The 20,771-nt window shown below is 64.2% G+C and carries 19 protein-coding genes; 7 read left to right on the top strand and 12 right to left on the bottom strand.

The genetic code is table 11. The features are described from left to right. Positions 1-266: 266 nt before the first annotated feature. Together QFZ21_RS21015 and QFZ21_RS21010 are read right to left on the bottom strand one after the other, a co-directional pair. The gene (locus QFZ21_RS21015; protein ID WP_307381679.1) at positions 267-2,456 is read right to left on the bottom strand and encodes a hypothetical protein; all 2,190 of its coding nucleotides are present in this window, start codon (positions 2,454-2,456) and stop codon (positions 267-269) included. Positions 2,457-2,582: 126 nt separating this feature from the next. Next, positions 2,583-3,185 carry a hypothetical protein gene (locus QFZ21_RS21010; RefSeq protein ID WP_307381676.1) on the bottom strand — a complete coding sequence of 201 codons (603 nt, stop codon included), beginning with the start codon at positions 3,183-3,185 and terminating at the stop codon, positions 2,583-2,585. A 410-nt stretch (positions 3,186-3,595) separates the two neighbouring features. Here QFZ21_RS21010 and QFZ21_RS21005 point away from each other — a divergent pair, with 410 nt between their 5' ends. Then, the gene (locus QFZ21_RS21005) at positions 3,596-3,976 is read left to right on the top strand and encodes a DUF6264 family protein (RefSeq protein WP_307381674.1); all 381 of its coding nucleotides are present in this window, start codon (positions 3,596-3,598) and stop codon (positions 3,974-3,976) included. Between the two features lie 455 nt (positions 3,977-4,431). On the opposite strand, the gene QFZ21_RS21000 is transcribed toward QFZ21_RS21005, so the two are convergent. Genes QFZ21_RS21000 through QFZ21_RS20985 form a run of 4 tightly spaced genes read right to left on the bottom strand, consistent with a single transcriptional unit; the run spans position 4,432 to position 8,229 of the window. Beyond that, complete coding sequence (locus QFZ21_RS21000) at positions 4,432-5,076, bottom strand: response regulator transcription factor (protein WP_307381671.1); 645 nt, start codon at positions 5,074-5,076, stop codon at positions 4,432-4,434. After that, positions 5,073-6,743, bottom strand: a complete 1,671-nt coding sequence (locus tag QFZ21_RS20995) for a GAF domain-containing protein (protein WP_307381668.1) — start codon at positions 6,741-6,743, stop codon at positions 5,073-5,075. The genes QFZ21_RS21000 and QFZ21_RS20995 overlap by 4 nt, the downstream gene beginning before the upstream one ends. A gap of 34 nt (positions 6,744-6,777) precedes the next feature. Then, positions 6,778-7,605 carry a universal stress protein gene (locus QFZ21_RS20990; protein WP_307381666.1) on the bottom strand — a complete coding sequence of 276 codons (828 nt, stop codon included), beginning with the start codon at positions 7,603-7,605 and terminating at the stop codon, positions 6,778-6,780. 42 nt (positions 7,606-7,647) lie between these two features. Beyond that, positions 7,648-8,229: a DoxX family protein gene (locus QFZ21_RS20985; RefSeq protein ID WP_307381663.1), complete on the bottom strand. Its 582-nt coding sequence runs from the start codon at positions 8,227-8,229 to the stop codon at positions 7,648-7,650. 142 nt (positions 8,230-8,371) lie between these two features. Here QFZ21_RS20985 and QFZ21_RS20980 point away from each other — a divergent pair, with 142 nt between their 5' ends. The 3 genes from QFZ21_RS20980 (at position 8,372) to QFZ21_RS20970 (ending at position 11,553) form a co-directional block, all read left to right on the top strand. Continuing rightward, complete coding sequence (locus QFZ21_RS20980; protein WP_307381660.1) at positions 8,372-9,106, top strand: VIT family protein; 735 nt, start codon at positions 8,372-8,374, stop codon at positions 9,104-9,106. Positions 9,107-9,154: 48 nt separating this feature from the next. Further along, positions 9,155-9,946, top strand: a complete 792-nt coding sequence (locus QFZ21_RS20975) for an NAD(P)-dependent oxidoreductase (RefSeq protein WP_307381658.1) — start codon at positions 9,155-9,157, stop codon at positions 9,944-9,946. Positions 9,947-10,269: 323 nt separating this feature from the next. Further along, complete coding sequence (locus tag QFZ21_RS20970) at positions 10,270-11,553, top strand: cytochrome P450 (RefSeq protein WP_307381656.1); 1,284 nt, start codon at positions 10,270-10,272, stop codon at positions 11,551-11,553. A 195-nt stretch (positions 11,554-11,748) separates the two neighbouring features. On the opposite strand, the gene QFZ21_RS20965 is transcribed toward QFZ21_RS20970, so the two are convergent. Further along, the gene (locus QFZ21_RS20965) at positions 11,749-12,966 is read right to left on the bottom strand and encodes an MFS transporter (RefSeq protein WP_307381653.1); all 1,218 of its coding nucleotides are present in this window, start codon (positions 12,964-12,966) and stop codon (positions 11,749-11,751) included. After that, entirely contained in the window at positions 12,966-13,529 is a 564-nt protein-coding gene (locus QFZ21_RS20960; RefSeq protein WP_307381651.1) for a TetR/AcrR family transcriptional regulator, read from the bottom strand. The genes QFZ21_RS20965 and QFZ21_RS20960 overlap by 1 nt, the downstream gene beginning before the upstream one ends. 68 nt (positions 13,530-13,597) lie before the next feature. Between QFZ21_RS20960 and QFZ21_RS20955 the strand changes: the two genes are divergently transcribed. Then, positions 13,598-14,008, top strand: a complete 411-nt coding sequence (locus QFZ21_RS20955) for a cupin domain-containing protein (protein WP_307381650.1) — start codon at positions 13,598-13,600, stop codon at positions 14,006-14,008. 578 nt (positions 14,009-14,586) lie between these two features. Here QFZ21_RS20955 and QFZ21_RS20950 read toward each other — a convergent pair. Both QFZ21_RS20950 and QFZ21_RS20945 read right to left on the bottom strand, forming a co-directional pair. Beyond that, entirely contained in the window at positions 14,587-14,838 is a 252-nt protein-coding gene (locus QFZ21_RS20950) for a DUF2188 domain-containing protein (protein WP_307381648.1), read from the bottom strand. A gap of 212 nt (positions 14,839-15,050) precedes the next feature. Continuing rightward, entirely contained in the window at positions 15,051-15,239 is a 189-nt protein-coding gene (locus QFZ21_RS20945; RefSeq protein ID WP_307381645.1) for a hypothetical protein, read from the bottom strand. A 55-nt stretch (positions 15,240-15,294) separates the two neighbouring features. On the opposite strand from QFZ21_RS20945, the gene QFZ21_RS20940 reads away from it, so the two are divergent. Beyond that, a complete protein-coding gene (locus tag QFZ21_RS20940; RefSeq protein ID WP_307381644.1) occupies positions 15,295-16,440 on the top strand; it encodes an SIR2 family protein in 1,146 nt (381 codons plus the stop codon). On the opposite strand, the gene QFZ21_RS20935 is transcribed toward QFZ21_RS20940, so the two are convergent. Beyond that, complete coding sequence (locus QFZ21_RS20935; protein WP_307381642.1) at positions 16,435-16,620, bottom strand: thermonuclease family protein; 186 nt, start codon at positions 16,618-16,620, stop codon at positions 16,435-16,437. The genes QFZ21_RS20940 and QFZ21_RS20935 overlap by 6 nt on opposite strands. Positions 16,621-16,871: 251 nt before the next feature. On the opposite strand from QFZ21_RS20935, the gene QFZ21_RS20930 reads away from it, so the two are divergent. Continuing rightward, entirely contained in the window at positions 16,872-17,711 is an 840-nt protein-coding gene (locus QFZ21_RS20930; RefSeq protein ID WP_373426057.1) for a DUF4238 domain-containing protein, read from the top strand. Positions 17,712-17,966: 255 nt separating this feature from the next. Here QFZ21_RS20930 and QFZ21_RS20925 read toward each other — a convergent pair whose 3' ends face one another. Further along, entirely contained in the window at positions 17,967-20,771 is a 2,805-nt protein-coding gene (locus QFZ21_RS20925) for an NACHT domain-containing NTPase (RefSeq protein ID WP_307381639.1), read from the bottom strand.

Raw genomic sequence — 20,771 nt, 5'->3', positions numbered from 1 at the left:
CGCGTCACGGCCGACGACGACCTCACCGTCTCGGCACGACTGACCTGAGCCTTCCGACGATTCTCGGAAGCCGATCTCCGAGACGACAGGTCAACGGCCTGGTGCCGTCAAGCTCCGAACGCTGCGCGCGCAAGCACGCACTGCAGCCGAGAGATCCGATCAGCCCGAAGGGGCCGACGAACTCCATCCCAACGGATCACGTACCTGCCGGTGAAGGGTGCTGATGTCAGAACAAGGTCGTGTGGTCGCTGTCGACATGATGACGATCAACCGACGACGAAGCTCGTGCTTTGACCGGGCGTCAGTCCGAGAGATGCTGCGGTGAGGGTGAATGTCCCGGCGCGGTCGATTCGGCATCCGGTGAACGTACCGGTTCCTCCGTCGGTGAGGATCGGATTGAAGAAGCACCCCAGGTTTGCTCCGCCGGTCGGAGATGTGATTGTGAGACTGACGAAGGTCGTGGTCGAGACGAGGTTACCTGCGGCGTCTTGGATGGCGATGGCGGGCTGGGTGGGGAACGCAACACCGCGGACTGCGGTGGTGGGTGCGGTTGTTATCGCGACCTTTGCGGCGGGGCCGGCGGAAATGGTGAAGCTACCGCTTGCAGCGGAAGTGAGCCCGCTCGCGGTTGCGCTCAGGGTGTAGGTTCCTGCCCGGGCGATGCGGCATCCCGAGAAGGTGGCGATGCCGGTGATGGCCACTTTCGGGTTGCTCGTGCAAGCGAGGCTTGTCCCGGCAGGTGTGGTGACGGCGAGAGTCACTGATGACGTGCTGCCGGTGGTGTTTCCGAAGTTGTCGAGGATGGCGACGATTGGTTGGGTGGTGAAGCTGGTCGAGCTTGTCGAACTCGATGGTGACGATGTGAAGGCGAGGCGGGTGGGTGGGCCTGCGCTGATTGTGAAGCTCGTGCTGGTTGCCGAGCTCAAGCCAGTAGTGGAAGCGGTCAGGGTGTAGGTGCCGGCTTTGCCGACGGCGCATCCGCTGAAGGTGGCGGTGCCGTTGATGGCGGAGACAGGGTTGGGGCTGCAGGCGAGTGTCGCGCCTGCCGGGGTGGTGAGGGTGAGGGTGATGGGGTTTGTCCCGCTGGTGGTGTAACCGGTGGCGTCCTGGATGGCGACGACCGGCTGGCTGGCGAAAGGCGTGCCGCTTACCGTTGACGCGGGGGATGTAACGAAGGTCAGTTTGCTGGCGACCGAGAAGATGGAGAATGTGGAGCTGGCTCCGCTCAAGGCCCCGGAGCGTGCTGTGAGGATGTGGTTGCCGGTCTGGTCGATCCGGCATCCGGCGAATGTCGCCACGCCTGCCACCGCGTTCTTGGGATTGCTCGTGCAGGTCAACGTGCCGCTGGTGATTGACAGAGTGATCGGGATGGTGCTGCTGGTGACCGTGTTGCCTCCGGCGTCCTGCACGACGACTACCGGCTGCTTAGTGAAGGCGGTGTTACGGGCCGTGTTGCCTGGCGTGGCCGAGAACAAGAGCTTGATCGCCGGGCCGACGGTAACGGTGATGTTGGTGCTGGTCGCTCCGGATAGGTTGGGGGAGGTTGCGGTGAGCGTGTAGGTGCCAGCTTTGTCGATCTTGCAGCCCGAGAACTGGGCCGTCCCGGCGACCGCCGCCACGGGGTTGGAGCTGCAGGCGAGGGTCGCACCTGCAGGGGTGGTGATCGACAGGGTCACGGGCACGGTGCTAACGGTCGGACCGCCGTTTGAGGTTTGGACCTTCACAGCAGGCTGGGTCGCGAACGTTGTGCCACCGGTCGAGCTCGACGGGTTCGCGGTAAAGACGAGTTTGGTTGGAGTCTGGTCCACCGCGGCGACCCAGTTGCTCGCCGTGTTGACCGTGTCCGCCGTGAACGCGGCACTGGCCGCCGGGGCGTTAGGGGCGGTGACAACCAGTGCGGCGCAGAGCACCAGCGCTGCGACGGGCAGCGCATGCGCGGTGCCGCTCAGAGCGCGGCGGCGCCGCGGCGGTCGGATGTGCTCGGGCCGGCGTCCCCGTCGTTCCCTGTTCTCGGCCCGTGTCGCGAAGAACTCGATTGTCAGGGCCAGCAGGGTGACGGTGAGCCAACCGGCAAACGGGAGGATGAGGCCGTGCTGTAACCAGAAAGCTGGCAGGCCGATCCAGGGGATGAGGAGGGAGGCGACCGCGATGATGTCAGCGCGGTCAAGTGGAGCACTATCCATATCCCGGTTGGCGTCACCTGCCGTGATCAGAGTGTCGTCTGGGTTCGTTCCGACCACGCGGTGCAGTCGGATGCCCGGTGTCGCGGACCCGGGGGCGGCGGGGAAGGTCACTACCAGGCCGAGGGGCGTGGCCGCCTGTGCCGGCAACGGCCGGGAGAGAACGATGTCGCCGATGCGGATGTGTGGCATCATCGATTCGCTTTGCACCACGGTTCCCGTGAGCCCGAACACCATAGGAAGGGTGGCACAGCCTACGAGCGCGACGATGAACACTAGGTATCCGTGTGCGAGCAGGCGCACGAGCAGGAGCCCCCAGTCGGCCGCAGCTGCGCGCCGAGTCGGGGGCTCCTCCCCCGCGGGTTGCCCCGTCATTGTTCTGCCTCCGAGTCGCCGAAGCGATTAGGAGGACTGCAGTTCCCAGACGACGTCGACGCTGACCGACTTGCCCTGCAGCGCATCGATCTGCGCCTGGGTCAAGCTGGTGACATCGAAGGTCCAGGTCGCCCTGTAGACCGTGGCCTCTCCGGCGATCCCCGCGGTGGTCCAGGGCAGGACGCCCGTGGCGTAGTTGTTGATGCCGGTGTTGATCGTCGCCAGAGACAGCGGAGGCAGAGTGGTTGTGGCCACGAACCCGGTGCAATCGGCGAAGCTGCCACCGGTTCCGCGCTGCAGGGAGATGGTGATGTTGTTCTCGAGTCCCTGCGCTCCGAGGTTCTGCACGTAGGTGCGAACCTGTCCGGGAACGGTGGACTGCGAGGTGACGACGAGACATTTCGATCCGGTTTGGCCGGGGGTGACTCCGTCGATGCGGAAGGCAGCCGCGCCGAGGTCGTCATCCGACAGGATCACCGACCCAGTCTCCCAGTTGCTGCCGGTGTTGCGGGTGGTCGCCGTGAAGGCAGCGTTGGATCCCTGCCAGACCATGAGTCCTGCGATCACAATCGCGGTAGGACCGACGATGAACGTGGCGAGTCGCCGAGTACGAATCGTGGGCTTGCGCATGAGAAGTTCCCCCTCCGAAAAGGCACCGACGCCGGAAGCGGCGCTAGTGCACGAAGGATCGGCCCCATTCCCTGGTCGCGGTCCTTCACACCGACCAGCCTGCGTCGCGCGTAGAGACGACGATAGGGCCGAAGGTCCTACAGCGAATCGTGGAACCAGTGAGCCAGCTCGATCCGGACGCCCCCTCCGGGAACGCGTACCCTGCTCGCAGGGGCGCCGTGCTGGAACTGGGGATGATTCGCGCCATGCGTTCTGAGCTTTCCACCGAGCGATGACTGGGGCTCCTCGGTGGAAGGCCCCAACGCGGAATGGCTGAGGATCGGCGCGCGAGCCCCAGATGCGCCCTAGCGGATCGCCTGATCATTTGCCGCTCCACACTTCTGTGGACGAGCGGCCCGTAGTCTCGTTCCATGCCTGATCCGTTCGCGCCCCCTGCTGTTGGTCATGGCGCGCAGCGGCGGCCGGTCCGAGTCGGTGACGTCGTGGCATCCAGCATCCTCCTGATTGCCGGCTTCATCGGATTCGCAATGCTCGCGTTCGTGTCGCTGTTCCTCGCCATGGTCTCGGACGGGTGCGGGTCCGGCACGAACTGCGATTTCGGGGTAATGACCGCCGGCTACTACCTCGCCCTCGTGGCCCCACCGCTTATCTTCATCGCAGCAGCGATCTGGACAATCATCCGGCTGATACGTCGGCGTCCTGCATGGTGGCTCCCGCTCGTTGGATCGGTAGCCGCTCTGGCAGCCTGGGGCATCGGCGCCGGGATGATGCAGGCGAGCCTCGGACGCTGACGAACAGCGACCGCGGCGGAGCATAGCGACGCTATCGCTGACTAAGCCCGGCTCCCGTTGCGCGCGGAAGGAGCACGTTGGCCGTCGCGCGTATGTGTTGAAGGGGTGGTCCCGGCAGGTCTGGGGAACCCTCGGGACCACCAGCCGGCGTTGCTGGGGACTTCACCGGCCCATAGATCGCCGTTTCATGCGGTCTGACGTCAACCTATCGCTTCCGTCCAGTCTCCCGATAGGTCTTAGGACCTATCTTGGGCGCCGGCGTGAGGAGGCTTCGGCGAGACGCCCGTATGACGAGAAGCTTGTGGGGATGGCGAGTGCTCCGATCGCAGCTGTGTTCAGGGTTCTCCTCGTCTGCACCTCATAGGCGGGCGCGTCGGCGTCGTCGGTCGACATAGCTCCCCGGGGGAGCATCCGGTCTGTCCCCGCTGAAGAGCCGATAGTGCCGTTGGAAGGGCTCAGGATGTCGTGTGTTTCCGTTCGGAACCAAAAACCGCCGCCTGAGTGCGCCGTTCCATTCCGAGCTTCGCGAGCAGCCCGCTCACGTAATTCTTCACCGTCTTCTCGGCAAGACCGAGTCGTGCTCCGATCTCACGATTAGTTAGGCCGCCCGTGATGAGGTCGAGCACCTGGCTTTCCCGCATCGTGAGGTCGAGGTTGGCGGGTTCGTTGACGCTCTGTGGGGTCGGTCGGATGGCAGACACCCCACGGCGCTGCACGTCGTCGGATTGGATCGAACTTCCGGCAGCGGCGCGGCGGATGGCGTCGATGAGTGCGCCACTGCGGATGTCTTTGAGGACGTACCCATTGGCGCCAGCCAGGATCGCCGAACGCAGGGCATCGTCATCGTCGTAGGCCGTCAGGATGAGACAGGCGATCTTCGGGTGCGCGGAACGGATGTCGCGGCAGAGGGTCACCCCGTCACCATCGGGGAGCCGGACATCGAGAACAGCGACGTCGGGTTGGGTGGCATCGATTCGCCGGACGGCCTCGCGAAACGTGCCCGCTTCGCCGATCACCGAGAGGTCGGCCTCCGCGTCGATCAGTTGCGCGATTCCACGCCGCACCATCTCGTGATCGTCGACCAGAAAGACGCGAATCATGTTTCTCCTGACTGGTTGCCATCGCTCACCGGGGCCATCCATTCGATGCGAGTCCCTGAGGGGGATTCTGAGGTGATGGTGCATACGCCGCCGCGAAGCTGCGCTCGTTCGGTGATGTTCGCTAACCCGCTCAAACGCGCTCCTGCTGGGATGCCGTGGCCGTCGTCGAGCACCGTGAGAACGACGACGTCGCCGGTCACCTCAGCGGCAACTTCCACATGATGGGCGTGTGCGTGCTTGACCGTGTTGGTGAGGCACTCGCGCAGCACCGCAACGAGTTCATCCGCGAGCCGTGCATGAACGAGGGAGTCGAGCGGCCCGGAAAAAGTGATGCGCGGAGTGGACGACAGACCTACGGAGACTTCTGCCACCGTATCCAGCAGGCGGTCGCGAGTGCGCTTTTGGCTACCGCGGTCGCCTGCACCCAGCGCGAACACGACCGTTCTAATGTCTTTGATTGCGGCGTCGATGGCGTCAATTTGTGTCTCGAGTACCGCGGACGCGGTGGCATCGACCGTCGCGGACACGGCCTGTAGCGACAGACCCGCGCCGAAGAGGCGCTGGATGACATGGTCGTGCAGATCGCGCGCGATCCGCGCGCGATCACGATTCGTCTCGAGGCGCCGCCGGTCCTCTCTGGCTCTGACCACTTCGATGGCGACACTGGCCTGAGCGGCGAACGCGAACGCCAGATCGAGATCCGCGTCGGTAAATGCGGACGCTCCCAGACGTCGAGCGAGGGTGAGAACGCCGAGCGGCTCGGAGCCGCTGTAGAGCGGGATGGCGACGGTGGGGCCCGCCCCCGGTTGCCAGTCAACCGGCGCCTGGTCGGCGTCGGCGTCACCGTCGCCGCCGACGCTCGCCGCCCGCTGCGTGGCCAGTGCGCGGGCTGCGAGGGTTCCGGCGGCGGGGAAGATTCGACCACGCAACGAAGCGGCATCGACACCATGGACTGTCGTGACCCGGAAGTCATCGTCGCCGTGCGGCACAGCGACGACCACCAGATCGACGTCGATCAAGGCACCGGCGTGTTCCGCGATGACCTCGAGCACGCTCTCGTCCGAGACCTCCAACATCGCGGCCATCACGTCGGCGGTCGTCTCGCTCCAGATCTCGCGGGTCTTCGCGATGTCGTACAGGTGCGCGTTCTCGATCGCGATCCCCGCCGTGGCCGCCAAGGCGATGACGAGCCTTTCGTCTTCTTCCGTGAAAGGCCCTTTGTCTCCCGAGGTCAGGTAGAGATTGCCGTAGACGTGGTCGCCGACGCGCACCGGAACGCCGAGGAACGCATCCATCGGCGGATGGTGCTCGGGGAAGCCGGTGGAACGGGGATCCGTGGCGAGATGCGTGACCCGGATCGGCGTGTGCTCGGTGATCACGGCCCCAAGGAGGCCGTGCCCCACGGGCGGTGGGCCGATCCGTTCGACCGTGGCGGCATCCATCCCCACGTGGATGAAGCGCTCGATACCGCCATCGCGGTCGATGACTCCGAGCGCGCCATAGGGCGCATCGACCAGCCTCATCGCGGCCTCGACGATGCGGCGAAGCACGACCTCGAGATCGAGTCGCTCGACGATGGAAGCGTTCGCGTCGAGCAGGTCACGCAGCCTGCGCTGTGCGAGTGCCGCGTCGGCCGCTTCATCGGGTGGACCTGAACGTTCGGGCATGACTGCCTCCCGTCGTCGCGAGTCTATCGAGCGATCACGCCGGCAGCGCCGCGTGCGGCACGATGCACACCGGAATCGCGGATCGGGTGAGCAGCTCGTGTGTGATCGATCCGAACAGCGGGTCGGCGAGGATCCCGCGATGAGTGCTACCGATGACCAGGAGGGATGCGTCCCGTGCGCGCTCGTGGAGCACTTCTGCCGCGCCTCTGTGAGCGAGCACCTGTTCCACCGCCAGGGCGGGATACGCGGCGCGCACGCTCAGCGTCGCGCGGCGCACAGTCCTTGCGTGCTCGGATCTCACCTGGATTGGAGACGCCCGGAGAGAAACCGGCCCCTCGACTCGCGGCACGGGCATCTCCCAGGCATGCACGATCGCGAGTGATGCACCGGTCGAATTCGCTTCGCTGGCCGCCAACTCCACCGCCTGAGAGGACGCCTCGTGGCCGGAGAGACCGACGACGACCGCAGCATCCGAGGGCAACCAGTGATCAGGCACCACGACGATCGGAACGAGGGATCTCGTCGCGAGCCGGAGGAATCGGCCGGACATGATCGAATTCGCGGCGCCGTTTCGGTGCGCGCCGACGACCAGCAGATGCGCTGCAGCTGCCTGCTCGAGCAGCGCCGCCGGCATGGTGCCTTCCACGCGCCGCGAGGTGACATCGCAACCTGGCGCGCTGTCACGCAGACGTAGCTCGGCGGCACGGAGGGACTCACCAATTCGAGATTCGTCCGAGAGGATGGTGCCCCCGATGGTGACGATCTCGACCCGGCTCTCGCCATGGGCGGCCCGCTCGGCCGCCCATTCCACGGCCACAAAGGACGCGTTGGAGCCGTCGAAACCTACGACGATCGTCTTCATGTGACCCTGCTTCCGCCGCGATCTCGCTGCCCCGCCGCTTCGTCAGACGAGCCAGCGGTTCTGCTGGACAAGCCGGAGCGCCTTCCATTGCCGTCCGAAACCCCAGGTGTCCCCGGCCGCGAGGGCAGCGGTGACGATTAAGGCGAGGGCGTAGATGATGTGGTAGTCAACCAGCGGATTGGTGGATGCCGCGTTGACGCCGAAGGGCCACTCTGCGAGGTACATCGCGAGCATGAGGATCGCGCCGACGACGGCGCTGATGCGCAGGCCGACGCCGAGGATCACGGCCAGTCCGATCGCGAGCATCCCGACCATGAAGAGCGCGTCACTGACGGGGCTGGCGATCGCGGCGAAGAAGGGCTTCAGCGGGCCAATGACGGAGTCGCTGTTGAGGAAGCCCTGGCTCGGTGTCCCACCCGAGATCCATGCCCGCTCGGGCGGCGTCGAATAGCCGAGGCCGAACGTCTTGTCGAGGAACGCCCACAAGAAAATGAAGCCGGTCGCCAGCCTCATGACGGCGAGCCAGCGCCGCCCGCTGGCGACGGTAACAATGCGCGTCTCTTCCCCCCTCGCGGCACTGAGGGGTTCAGCCGAGCGCGGGAGTGGTGTCTGCAGAGCAGTCATGGCAATCCTTCATGTCGTGCCGCGGACGAGATGTCGCGACGGGATACCCCAACGATCGGGCGTCCGCACGCTCTCAGCCAGGGCCAAAGGTCCCGGTGGACGCGAGCCGCCGTACGGCGGGAGATCGTGGTTGAGTGAGCGCATGCCCCCAGCCGTCCCGCCTTCCCCGCTCCCGCACTCCGACGAGCCACACCGTCAGGGACTCGCGCAACGCTTGAACTGGCTGCGTGCGGGAGTGCTCGGCGCTAACGACGGCATAGTCTCGGTTGCCGCCATCGTCGTCGGCGTCGCCGGCGCAACTAGTGACCTCGGTCCCATTCTCACTGCGGGCATCGTGGGCCTGGTCGGCGGAGCCATCTCGATGGCTCTCGGCGAGTACGTGTCCGTGAGCAGTCAAAGCGACAGCGAGCGGGCACTCATCGCAAGAGAGAAACAGGAGCTTCGCGACATGCCCGACGAGGAGCTGGAGGAGCTGACTGGCCTCTATCTCGCGAAAGGTCTGCGCCTCGAGACGGCCCGCCAAGTCGCTATCGAACTCACCGAGCATGACGCTGTCGCCGCGCATCTGTCAGCCGAGCTCAACATCGACGAAGCCGACGTCGTAAGCGCCTGGCACGCAGCAGGCGCCTCAGCGCTCGCGTTCACGATCGGAGCGCTGCTTCCCCTTCTAGCCATCCTGATCCCACCCGATCCCTGGCGAGTGCCGGCGACGTCCCTCGCCGTACTCGTCGCGTTGGCGTTGACCGGATGGACCTCCGCCCAGCTTGGTGGGTCCTCCAGGAGGAAGTCGGTTCTGCGCGTCGTGGTCGGTGGCGTTCTTGCACTCGCAGCGACCTACGGTCTCGGCTCGCTTCTGGGTGCGGCCGGTATCGGATAGCCCCGGGCGTCTCGGGACCTTCGCCCCTACGCCTTGTACGATCGCACGATGACAGAGATCGCTGGAACCCGCTGGGTCATCACCGGAGCAGCCGGGAACATCGGTTCGGAGCTCCGCTCCGCCCTCCTCGAACGGCAGGCGGTGCTCGTCTCCACCGACATCCGCACGATAACTCCCCTCGGGCCGCAGGAATCCGCCGCACGCACCGACCTCGCAGACCTGGATGCGCTCGTCGACCTCTTCAATGGTGCGGACGGTGTCATCCACCTCGGCGGGATCCCCAACGAGGCAGACTTCCACGACCTCGCCGAAGTGAACATCGTCGGCACCTACCACGTCCTGGAGGCCGCCCGGCGGGCCGGCGTCCCCCGCGTGGTTTACGCGAGCAGCAACCGCCTGACGGGCCTCTACCCGTCCGGCGATCAACTCACACCGGACATGCCGCCCCGCCCGGACGGGTTTTACGGAGTCTCGAAGGTTGCCGGAGAAGCCCTGTGCCGGCTGTACGCGGACAAATTCGGCATCAGCACCATCTCGCTCCGCATCGGCAGCTACGAGCAGCAACCAGCGTCCGCCCGAGAACAGCGGACATGGCTCAGCCCCGCCGACGCCGTGCGCGCGTTGATCGCGGCGATGACCACCACGGAACACACGACGGTCTTCTACGCCGTGTCCGCGAACACTGAAGGATGGTGGGACCTCACAGCTGGGACGGCGGCGGGATTCGTTCCCCGAGACAATGCCGTCCGGTGGAGTGCACCCGAGCACATCGACCCGGACGTCCCGCAAGGCGGGGCCTACGCGACCCCGACCTATTCGACCGACCGGATGCGGCGGTAGCGGACCCCCAAGAAAACCGGCTGCGGGAGCGGACGCCGCTCAGCGAAGATCGCGAGGCGCGTTGAGAGCCCCCGCCCGGAGACCACTCCCAACGTGCATAAGACCAGCTCGATGAGTCCGACGGGCGCGGGACAGATGATCCACATCACTCCCCCACTACCGGCCGGCGGAACCACCACTGATAGTACTTATGTCAGTTTGGATGCGTTCTTCTATCACAAGGGCGGCAGGATCGCTCCCCTCTGGGATCGCGGATCGCGATGTGTGATCGTCGCATCATGTTGATGCAGCGTGAGAGTTCTCTGGCCCCCACAGTTCGACGAGTGACTCGTGACGACTCGATCTTTCTGCTTACGCGTGGCTATGGATTTGGTGACCGGATCTGGCGGCGCGTGTGGCACGGCGCACGTTCGGCGCCGATGAGGCTCCTCGGAGACGATGCCGTGTTCGTGCGGGGTGTGGAAGGTGTCGGTCTGTTCTACGACGAGGGCCGGATCGCCCGCACCGGTGCCATGCCGGCACTGGTGCAGGAAACGCTTTTCGGGCACGGATCTGTTCATAGCCTCGACGGTCAAGATCATCGGCACCGCAAGTCGACCTTCGTTGATGTCGCCTATGAGGATGCGCAGGTGGAGAGACTCACCCCGTGGCTGGAGCGCGAGTGGGAGTCTGAGCGGGCGGCGTGGCTGGATGGCGGGAAGCGTAGTGCGTACGACGCGGCCGTGGGAGCGCTCGGTCGCGCCGTGATGGGATGGGCCGGGCTACCTGGGACGCCTGCCGCGAAGACGCGATGGTCGGCACGGCTCGCTCAGATCGTGGACGGGTTCGGCTCTCCCTACTCGCCGGCGTACGCTCTTGCCGTCGTCAACCGGATGTGGTCGGATCGTCATGCCGCTCGTCTGATCGAGGCCGTGCGGGATGGTTCATTGAGCCCTGCTGCGGGAACGGCGCTGGAGTTGTGGGCGCACCACCGCGGTCGGGACGGAAAGTTGCTCAGCGCTCGTGTGGCGGGTGTGGAGCTGCAGAACAGTATTCGCCCCATGATCGCCGTGGCCCGGTTCGTCGCGTTCGCGGCGAAGGAGTTACATGATCGGCCCGAGTGGCGGGGACGGATCGCTGCCGAGTCTCGCGAGCGTGAAGCGCCTGTCGGAGGACCACTGGCGGTCATGTTCGCCCAAGAGGTCCGCCGAACCGCTCCCTTTGTTCCGATGCTGCCAGGCAGGGCGATTGCGGACATCGAGATCGATGGACACCGTGTCGCCGCTGGAGGTCGAGTCGTGCTCGATATTCTGGGCACGAATACCGATGAGCGGTCCTGGGCTCACCCACGACGTTTCGATCCGGAACGATTCCGTGACGTCGAGGATTTCGAGGCGATCCCGACGTTCATCCCGCACGGCGGCGCGGATGTGGAGACCGGCCACCGATGCCCGGGAGAGAAACTCGCCATTGCTGGCCTCTCGGCCGCCGTCGCCGTCCTGAGCGACCCGGCACTCAGCATTCAAGACGCAGGCCTTCGCGTGAACTACCGCCGCCTCCCCACCAAACCCTCCTCCGGGGGACGGGTCCGCGCCACGAGGGCAACACGCGGTTGCCCGTTTCATTGATGGATCGAGCAGGCTGTGACGATATGAGAGGCGATAGATGACCGGAGCCGGCTCGACGATACAAGAGGCGGAGAAGGAACAGAAGTAGAACACCAGGAGTACGAGGAAGCACCGAATCCCACGACGGGCCGAGCGCACTCACCGCTGTGGGGTGAGTGCAGGCGTCACGCTCGCGGACCCCGATCCGCGGTGGGTTCACAGGTCTTCGGGCTCGGGCAACCGGCGGAGGCGTCCGCTGAGCAGGAGCGCTCCGGCAGCCGCGGCGCCCCCGCCCACGAGGAAGGGCAGCGTTGGATCGATGCGGCCGATCAGGCCGCCCACGAGCGCCCCGAGCGGGAGAGCTCCCCAGTGCAGGGTGCGCCATGTGCCGTGGACCCGCCCGAGCAACTCCGTCGGAATGGCTGCCTGCCGCAGCGAGATGATGAGCACGTTCCAGATGACCAACCCGGCCGAGTAGACGAACAATCCGAGGGCTAGCGCCCACACCTGCGGCACAGCCCAGGGAAGGAGGAACGCCAGCGAGCCGAGGACAGCCGCCGCCGCCATCGTGCGACCCGTTCCGAAGCGGCGACGGATCCTGTCCACGACCGCCGCGGCAAGGACACCCCCAAGGGCTTCGAAGAGCAGAAGCAGACCGAACAACCCCTCCGGCAGTCCGAACGAGTCAACGGCGACGAACGGTACGAGGCTGCTCGCCACGGTGAGACTGAACCCGAAGAAGGTGCTGAACATCCACAGCATCCACAGCATCCGGTCTGCGACAAGGAATCGCCAGCCCGCCCGCAGCTGTACGCCCAGCGATTGCGTGGGAACGTGCGCCGTCCGTCCCGACGCGCGACGCGGGAGCGCGAGGGCGAGCCCGGCCGCGATAGCGAAGGCCGCGGCGTCCATCCCCAGTGGAATGAGGGCACTCACTGCGAACAGAGCCGACGTGAGCGGGGCTGCGACGAAACCCTGCAACACCTGCTCCCCCGCCTCGATCCGGCCGTTGGCCCGAGCAAGATCGCTGGGGCCAACGACACTGGGGACGATAGCTCGGATCGCCCCATCGGCGAGCGTCTCCCCGATGCCGTAGACGAACAGGATGCCGTAGAGCCACCAGATCGAGAGCCAGCCGGTCGCGGTGAGCACGAGAAGCAGCACGCCCAGCGCGGCGCGCGACCCGCTGGCGAGGGCGAGGATACGCCGGCGATCGAACCGATCGACGAGCATCCCGGAGGGTAGCGCGAACAACAGCCAGGGCACCATGATCACCGCCGCGACGCCGGCGATCAGCAGCGGATCGTCGCTCAGTCGCAGAGCGAGGAGCGGTGCGGCGGTGCGCGCGATGCCGTCCGCGAGACTCGAGGTAAGGTTCGCGCCGAGCAGCCTGCCAAATCCCTCACCGAGGCCTCGGCCGCTGCGGGGCGACATCAGGCGCGAAGCGCGTGGACCAGCTGGACAGCTCCCGCAACGACCCGCTGGAACGCATCCGCCGACTGTTCGGATCGGGCGAGCACATGCGCTCCCTGCACGATGGCCACCAGTGTCGCGGCGACGTCGATCGGCGAGAACTCGGCGCGAAGCTGGCCATCCCGGCGCGCTGCCTCGAGAAGGGCGGCGAGCCGGCCCTGATAAAAGACGAACGTCTCAGCGATGGGCGACCGCATCTCGTCGTTGGCGAGCACCTCGGGCTCCTGCGTCATGCGCCCCAACCGACAGCCCTTGAGAGGAGCCCGGGGGGTCGAGAGATACGCGATCACCGCGTCGAGGGGCGTTGCTGCCCCGTCGAGCAGGTCAGCTGTCGACCGGCGCAGCCGCTCGCTCTCCCGCCGCAGCGACGCGACCGCGAGATCGCGCTTGCCCGAGAAGTGGTGATACATGCTGCCCTGGCCGACCCCCGACCGCTCCTGAAGCGCCTGCGGGCTCGTCGCCGAGTAGCCGCGTTCCCAGAAGAGATCAGCGGCGGCGTCGAGGATACGGGTTCGAGTGTCCATAGCCCGAGTGTACTCACGATTACGCTTTGATGTACCTTGAAGTACAAAATCGTCGAAAGGTACCGCGCATGCTCGACTCAGAACCACCTCTCACCGATCAGCGGCGCGCCGTGTCGCTCGCCGCGGCCCTAGACGGCCTCACCGAATACTGGTCGCAGGTGGTCGTGGGCGAGGCGAACGGCACGCTTCTCAAGGTCGCCAAGGGCATCGGTTCCACCCGATGGCACTCCCATGACGATCAAGACGAGACGTTCCTGGTGCTCGGCGGCCGGTTGACGATCCAGCTGCGCGACGGCGACATCGAACTCGCCCCAGGAGACCTTTACGTGATCCCTCGAGGCGTCGAACATTGCCCCCGTTCGGACGAAGAAGTGCGCTTCCTCATCCTCGGCACCTCGATCACCTCCAACGCCGCTGGCGGCAAGCCCGACTGGAGCGCTGGCGGAGGGCTTCCCACCCCGCCGGCCGGACCTCGCTGACCGGCTACACTCACCCGGCCGGGAGCCGAGACACCTGGTCCATGTTCTGCCCGATACTCGTAATTATGTCAGTCTGATTTTGGGCAGACTCCTCCTTAACCATTGGCGTTGGGCGCTTTTTGCTACTTGCTCCGCTTGGCCCGGATCAGTCGAACGGCGAGCTTGTTAGCTCGCTTCGACAGAAGGGGCAGCAGCCGGCAGGTGACCTGACCGGCTGCGATCAGCAGAGCAGGCAGCACTAGCGGATCCGAGAACAGGCTCGAAAGATCCACGTTGCGACCTCCCCTCTGGGTGGTCCGTCCACGGAAGGGGACGGTGGAACGCGGCCGTAGCCGCGAACTTGGTCCGTGCGCGTGCCCTTGGGCCGCGGCTCCGGAATAGCTCTTAACGACAAAACCCGGCTCAAGGCCGGGTTCGGGGCGCACGACTGTCGCGCAATGTCACTCTAGGGGGGTCCAACGGGATCGGCGGTACGACGCACCGTAGGGGTGGAGCCTCGCGCAGGAGCTGGTCATTCTGACGCTAGGAGGTGACAGTACTCTGTCGGTCGCTCGCCACGCCGACCTGTGAGAACGGGCTTAGCGCGTGTCTTTCCGCGGCGACTCGTTCTTTCGACCTGAGTCGGAGTCGCGAAACTTGCCATCACGGCCCTGGATGCGGATGTCTCCACGGCCGCCACCGGAGTTGTCGACGATTTCCCGGGCGCGGTCGATGGCTTCTTTCTGGGTGTCGAAGTGACCGGACGAACGCTGCGCGTCCTCCTTCTTCACGTCCCAGCCGCCACGATCCTTGTTTTGGACGACGTACCGGTCCTCGTCATTGTTGGCCATGTCGGTCCTTCCTGTTGGCTGGGCATCACGGTACATCCAGCATGGCTGGCGGCACCAGAGCCTGGATGGACTCACCAATCACAGCAATCCAATGACGTTTGCCTGTCCTCTATTGGAACTATTAGTTCCAATAGAGTCATGCGTGGCGTCGTCTACTTCTCTCCCTCATCGTCATCGGCTACAGCCTCGAGTGCGAGCTCGTCCTCGAACGCTCAGGTGATGCTCTCTTCGTCCGGCAGTGCCTTCTGCGTCTCCGCCGTGAGTTCGTACCTGCTCACTGCGACTGGCTGTGCGGCGCCAGCTAGCGCGTAACGGACGACGGTGTCGTTCTTGTCGGCGACGCTCCCCTGCAACCAGCCGGCGGCCCCGCGGTGCACGTTGAGCGATCCCCAAACGATCACCCCCTGGTGACAGCCGATCCATACACTGTTGTCGGAGCCGACTATTGGGGGATCTGTGCCAAAGACACGTGACCGTGATGTAGCCGTCCTCGTCGGCAACGGTCTGTCGATCGCCTTCAACGAAAAGCTCCTGCTGTCGAATATCACGCGACAGGTGCGGAGGCGTATCAGCAATTCGGGTGACGGCGGAGAGAATGTCGCGCAGGCTATGAGAGAGCTTGCCGACGCAACGTTGCCCTCTGGCGAGACCAGCGACAATGACTTCGAACGCTTGGTGGGCGCGTTTGGTGCGGAGCATCGGAGCCTCAGCCATCTCCAGTCTCTTGCCAAGCTCTCCTACCCGAAAGATCGGGAACTCGCGAAGTCGATCGAGCAGGTCATCGACTTTGCGCGGGAGCTTCGGAACGTTGGTACGGGACACGTCCTGGAAGTTGTGTACGACAACAGTAGAAGTAGCTACATAGAGTCTGAGCCACTGGACGACCTCTTGAGGGCGGTCTACCACTCTTTCTCTGGACGCATCACTTTCGGCAATCTCAACTACGACACCATCCTTCTCGCTGCCCTGTTGAACGTCGGAACTCGACGGGTTGCCGATCTTGGCCACGGCTGGAAATCCCGGAGAACCAAGTTGGGGAGCGAGGGAGTGCCGGCGATGTTGCTGCGCGAAGGAGCTTCCGATTTTCCGACGCTCGCCCAGTACCCAGTTCGCCTTCTTCACCTTCACGGGTCGCTGACCTACTGGGCGACCAAGGATGGATCTCAATTCGGAAAACTCGACCGCTATGAGGTGAAGGGCAATCAGCTGTTTAAGAAGCTGAGGCGAGGAACCACGGATCTACGCCCTCTCGTGGTTCTGAACCGCGAGAGGCAGAAAATTGAAGACGTTCAGGCGCATCCGTTCAAACTCGCGTACGAGGTCTTTGGCAAGGGCCTCACGCGATCAAAGCACTGGCTAGTCATCGGCTACAGCTTTCGCGATGTAGCGGTCAACGATCTCCTCAGCCGAGAGTTCCGAAGCCGTGAGGAGAAGCCGAAAATACTGGTCGTGACTCACGGCAGGTCACCATCCGCGGAGGAGATCGAAGCGGCGTTGGGATGGGGTGCTGAGGACGCAAGTTCTCGAGATTGGTTGCGCCGCAACCCTCGCGGCGCTTTCGGCATGCAGGACCACTCCAGCTGGTGCTGGTTCACGTCATGACTCTTGAAGGGCGTTTCCTGGGATGATGACGGCATGGCCAGTCGGGATATGGATCACTTCGTCGCTCTTCGTGTTGCCGTACACGATGCCGTCGAGGAAGTCGCGCGCCTCTTCGGCGTAGCACTCCCCCGGTTCTCTGTCGTGGCTGACCACCGGCGTATCGATTCCGGTCAATCGCACGCGAGCGGTTCGACCGACCGGATGCGACGGCAACGGACCCCAAGACACCAACCGCGGGACGCGGACGCCGCTCAGCAATGATCGCGAGCTGCAGTTCGCATCGCTCCCCTGCTACCTCCCGCACTGAATCGCCCATGATGGCGGAAGAAGCTGCCGTGTCGGTCAACACAGAGAGGTAGCCGATCGCCTACTCATGCCTGTCACAGGTACGATTCGGGCAAAACCTCCGAAGCGATGTCGGGAGCAGCTCGATGGGTCTACCATTTGACCACTACATCGCCCGGGCGCACATGCGTCAGTGGGCAACAAACAACCGAGTCACAGTGTTGCGCCGTGGCATGAAAGCGCCCAAGGCGTTGGACATCGGCAAAGCCGTTGCTGCCGACCGGGGCCTCAACGCGCCAGCGATCGAGGCCGCCTACGGGAGGGTGGAGGATGCCTTCAGCCGGGCTCTCCCCCGCCTGCTTGATTTTACGAGAGTGCCCACGAGCGTCGACCTGAGCGCGGTGCGGGAGTATGCCGTTCTCCTTCACGACCGCTATCCGGCGCTGCGTGGCTCACCGACCCAAAAGTACGGCACTCACGGCGGAAACGTCATGATGGTGCCTAGTCCGGCGAACTGGGGCCGCACGGATAAGGCCTCGCGTGAACTCGCTCATCTTGCAACGATTACGGACCGCGAGCAACTCAAGGGGATCCGCCTGCAGGCACTGCCAGCGTTAGCGCAACTGTTGCCCCCCGTCACGCTGGTCGCCCGTATCGGGCCACTGCTGCTCGGCGATACCAGCATCCATGCCATCACACTCCACCGGACGGGGAAGCCGAAACGGAGCTATACCGTGATGCCGCTATCCAGCAACGCCCTGATCGTGTTCGGCGACCAGGCCCCCTCGAATGAAGAGGTGCACCAACTCGCAAGGGTCGTAACCATGAAAATCGCAACGGAATCTACGATCGTTATTGACACGGAGGAGGCGCCAGTGGTCAATAGCTTCGTGAGACAGATGTGGGAGCACCAGCTTCAGCCAGCCGGAGAGGGCGTCCCACAGTCAGTCGATGTCTACGACCGGCTCCAAGACATCCCCGACTAATCACCACGGGAAGCTTTTCGTACGTAAACAGCTTCGCGTCTGACCTCATCGGATGCCCCCTATCGAGCCCGACGCTGCATCCGCTCCCCCGGAAGACACTCGCGTGCCGGCTCGCTGCGCGCAGACTCCCCCGGGCGCCTACAAGCTACGCGATTCTCCCGCAGATGTTCCGATCTGCGATCCCACTGGTGGACCGGCGACCCTGATAGGGGCATATTTCAGTCGAGGCTGATTCTTCGAGGAGATCCGAGCTATTCAGCGGTCTGATCCGGCATCGAGCAGAGCGAGCACGCTGTCCGCAATCAGTTCGTTTGCGGATGCGGGGAGCCCTTCCTTCACCGCAATCAGCTGTTCTCGGAGAATCTGGGCAAGGTCACCGTCGGGGGGGAGGATGGCATTCAACGCATCCAACAACCGTCCGGTGACGCGATCCGAGCGCAAGATCTCCTCCGGCAACGCCGGACCGGTTTGAAGTGGTTGGCGCGTGACCGCTCCAAGCGTGGCTAGAGGGACTCCACTGCGGTACGCCCACTGGCCGAACCGCAGAAGGACATTCTCGAGCACGGCACGCTCAGTGGGGGTGAGATCGTTTGTGGATATCAGCTCTCGGAGGGCCCCGCCGGCGTCCACGTGAACTTGCACGTCGGCTGGCGTCGCACGCCAACGCTGGTCTTGAGCGAGGACGAAGTTGGCGAGCGTGCCCCGCCCTTGACGTGCTCGCTGCCATGGGACCAGAACAGCGCAGGCGGCGGCGATGGATGGACTGCCGCCAGTGATCGCGGTGATCAGTGCCTGCTGAACAATTGCCCGACTGGTGGAATCCTGTTCGATCTCAGCGGAGAGCACCGCTTGTAGCTGAGGGATCGTTGCGTCCGGCCAATGCGCCAACACATCGAGTACCTGCTTCAGCAACGCTCTCCTCAGCCGCGGTACGTTGGCAGCGAAACTATCCGCTAGCAGGAAGAGCGCAAGACGGCGCCCCGGTCCAACCTCCAGTGAGAGAGGGGACGCGGAGTCCGCCTGGGCGCACAAACTCACAAGAGCCAGTGGGACCTGCGGATTTGTGTGCGTCTCCAGCCGCCCGAAGGCGAGTAGCAGGGTGTTCCTCCAATGGGCACCAGGGATCAGTTTCTCGATGCGGGCATAGATTTCCGCCTCGGAGCCAGAGGTGATGGCGCGCGCAGCGAAGTACTCCTGAATCGGCCGGATCTCGTACCCCAGCAAGTTGTCATGTTTACCGACAAGCAAGACGACCCTGTTTCGTGCTGCAGTAATGATCTCATCGGCGAGGCGTCGAGCATCCCGCTCGTCATGCTCGTCCAACCTGAGGCGATATGCGATCAGCTGCGCGAGCCGAGCACTGTCAAGAAGTGATTCAGCTCGTCCCGCATACTGCGCCTGAATGTGCAGGTAAAGCGCTACTTGTTCGTGAAGAAAATCGACGACGAGACGGTACTTCGTAAGGATTTCGCCGAGGCGTGAGGCTTTTGCTTGCTCGCGTGAGTAGATCGCACTGTAGTAGGCGTCGAAAAGGGCATGACGGGTCTCGGGGACGCGAGTAGCCTGTTCGAGCAGCGTCGACATGATTGTCACCTGCAGGGGCGTGGACATCAGTCTTGAGGTCAATGCAGACTCGGACGCTTCCTCTAGCCGCTCAACGATTCGGTTCCGAGCTATTGGGTCATCGTCATAACGTGTGCTCGCCAGCAACTTGCCATACTCCAACGCCTGCTGCGGACCGAGACTATGCAAGCTCAATTCATCTAGGTCGAGCCCGCCCAGCTCACCGTGGTACCCCTGGGGCCGAGTCGTCGCGAGAAACAGCACGTTGGCATCACTCATCCGGCAGTCTGTGATGAAATCGTCGATGGCGCTGGACACGCGCTCGCGGATCGTAGCGTGCGCAACCTCATCGAGCCCATCAAGTACTACAGCCCACGGCCACACGTTGCGCCAACGAATAAGATCCGCCTCATGCATCGTCTGACCTTGAATCTGGGTAGACGATGCGATGTAACTCAGCAGCGACTGGCCCTCGTCGCTGGCAAGGCTGTCACCGAACTTCGATAGATCCACATACACTGGCCAGCGTCTTCGCACTGGAGTTTCAAGACCTAGTCGACTGACCGCTGTGGCCGTCGATTTTAGAAGCTCTCTCTGTTTCGGGAGGAGCGCGGGGCTGTCCTCGACAAATGCGCTTCGATAGAACTGGCAGAGGAGTTGAGCGATTGTGCTCTTGCCCTGTCCCGGCCCGCCCTTCAGCAGAATACCTGTGTACTGATTCGATTCCGACGGACGGAGGTCGCGTTCCCCCAGCGCGACAGCGGTACGCAGGATGCCCTGAGATTGGTCCGTCGTTCCTTCCCGCGCACAAGGGAGATCGACGGCCACCGATGTGAGCCGTAGGCGCTCCTCGCTTTGCAGGCCCGAATCACTGAGGCGGGCCCATTGCCGTTCTCCCAGCTCTCGGAGCGCTCCGACGCTGAGATGCATAGCGAGAAGGGCGTGCTGCTCGCCCGCTCCGTTACGCATCGCCTCGACGATGTCGCCGGGAAGAATGATGTGGAGATATGTCTGGCGGATGCCCGGTTCTTTATCGAGGTGGCGCGAGACCTCTGCGCGGGACCAGAGGTCGCAGTCGATGATCCCTATCTCTGCGCACTTCTCCCTCAGGAAGGCGAGGCAGTCGTCCTGGCCCTCCGGAGAGAGCGTGGCGCCCGTGACGAAGAGGTAATAGGCCGGGATCCGTGCTCGCTTGTCGCGCCTTTTTCCATGCTGCGGTTTCCAGCGTTTGAGTTCCGATGAGATCTGAGTGCGCACCCACTGACGGTTCGTGGTTGTATCCGAGTCCCGCGCGCGATGCTTCACTTGGACGACACCGTAGCCGTCCCAGGGACCGGTTACGCCCGAGTAGCTCACGGGCCCGTTGAAATAGCAGTCACGACCATCGTCACGCCCGACGCCAGTGGGCTTCACGTGGTTGCCGAGCGCAGCCACCACGAGGGTCTGAGCCATACGCTCGAACCCGTCGGTGCCGATTGAACTGAAGTCGTAGTCCAC

The sequence above is a fragment of the Microbacterium sp. W4I20 genome (assembly GCF_030816505.1).
Taxonomy (GTDB): Bacteria; Actinomycetota; Actinomycetes; order Actinomycetales; family Microbacteriaceae; genus Microbacterium.
Note: the sequence above shows the minus strand (reverse complement) of the source record. Positions and strands in the feature narration are given on the sequence as shown.

Coding starts and splice junctions, on each gene's coding strand:
- QFZ21_RS20995 (WP_307381668.1), bottom strand. CDS start 6,743: ATGCCCGAACGTTCAGGTCCACCCGATGAAGCGGCCGACGCGGCACTC.
- QFZ21_RS20980 (WP_307381660.1), top strand. CDS start 8,372: ATGCCCCCAGCCGTCCCGCCTTCCCCGCTCCCGCACTCCGACGAGCCA.
- QFZ21_RS20930 (WP_373426057.1), top strand. CDS start 16,872: ATGGGTCTACCATTTGACCACTACATCGCCCGGGCGCACATGCGTCAG.
- QFZ21_RS20965 (WP_307381653.1), bottom strand. CDS start 12,966: ATGTCGCCCCGCAGCGGCCGAGGCCTCGGTGAGGGATTTGGCAGGCTG.
- QFZ21_RS20985 (WP_307381663.1), bottom strand. CDS start 8,229: ATGACTGCTCTGCAGACACCACTCCCGCGCTCGGCTGAACCCCTCAGT.
- QFZ21_RS20975 (WP_307381658.1), top strand. CDS start 9,155: ATGACAGAGATCGCTGGAACCCGCTGGGTCATCACCGGAGCAGCCGGG.
- QFZ21_RS20950 (WP_307381648.1), bottom strand. CDS start 14,838: ATGGCCAACAATGACGAGGACCGGTACGTCGTCCAAAACAAGGATCGT.
- QFZ21_RS21005 (WP_307381674.1), top strand. CDS start 3,596: ATGCCTGATCCGTTCGCGCCCCCTGCTGTTGGTCATGGCGCGCAGCGG.
- QFZ21_RS20955 (WP_307381650.1), top strand. CDS start 13,598: ATGCTCGACTCAGAACCACCTCTCACCGATCAGCGGCGCGCCGTGTCG.
- QFZ21_RS21000 (WP_307381671.1), bottom strand. CDS start 5,076: ATGATTCGCGTCTTTCTGGTCGACGATCACGAGATGGTGCGGCGTGGA.
- QFZ21_RS20990 (WP_307381666.1), bottom strand. CDS start 7,605: ATGAAGACGATCGTCGTAGGTTTCGACGGCTCCAACGCGTCCTTTGTG.
- QFZ21_RS20960 (WP_307381651.1), bottom strand. CDS start 13,529: ATGGACACTCGAACCCGTATCCTCGACGCCGCCGCTGATCTCTTCTGG.
- QFZ21_RS21010 (WP_307381676.1), bottom strand. CDS start 3,185: ATGCGCAAGCCCACGATTCGTACTCGGCGACTCGCCACGTTCATCGTC.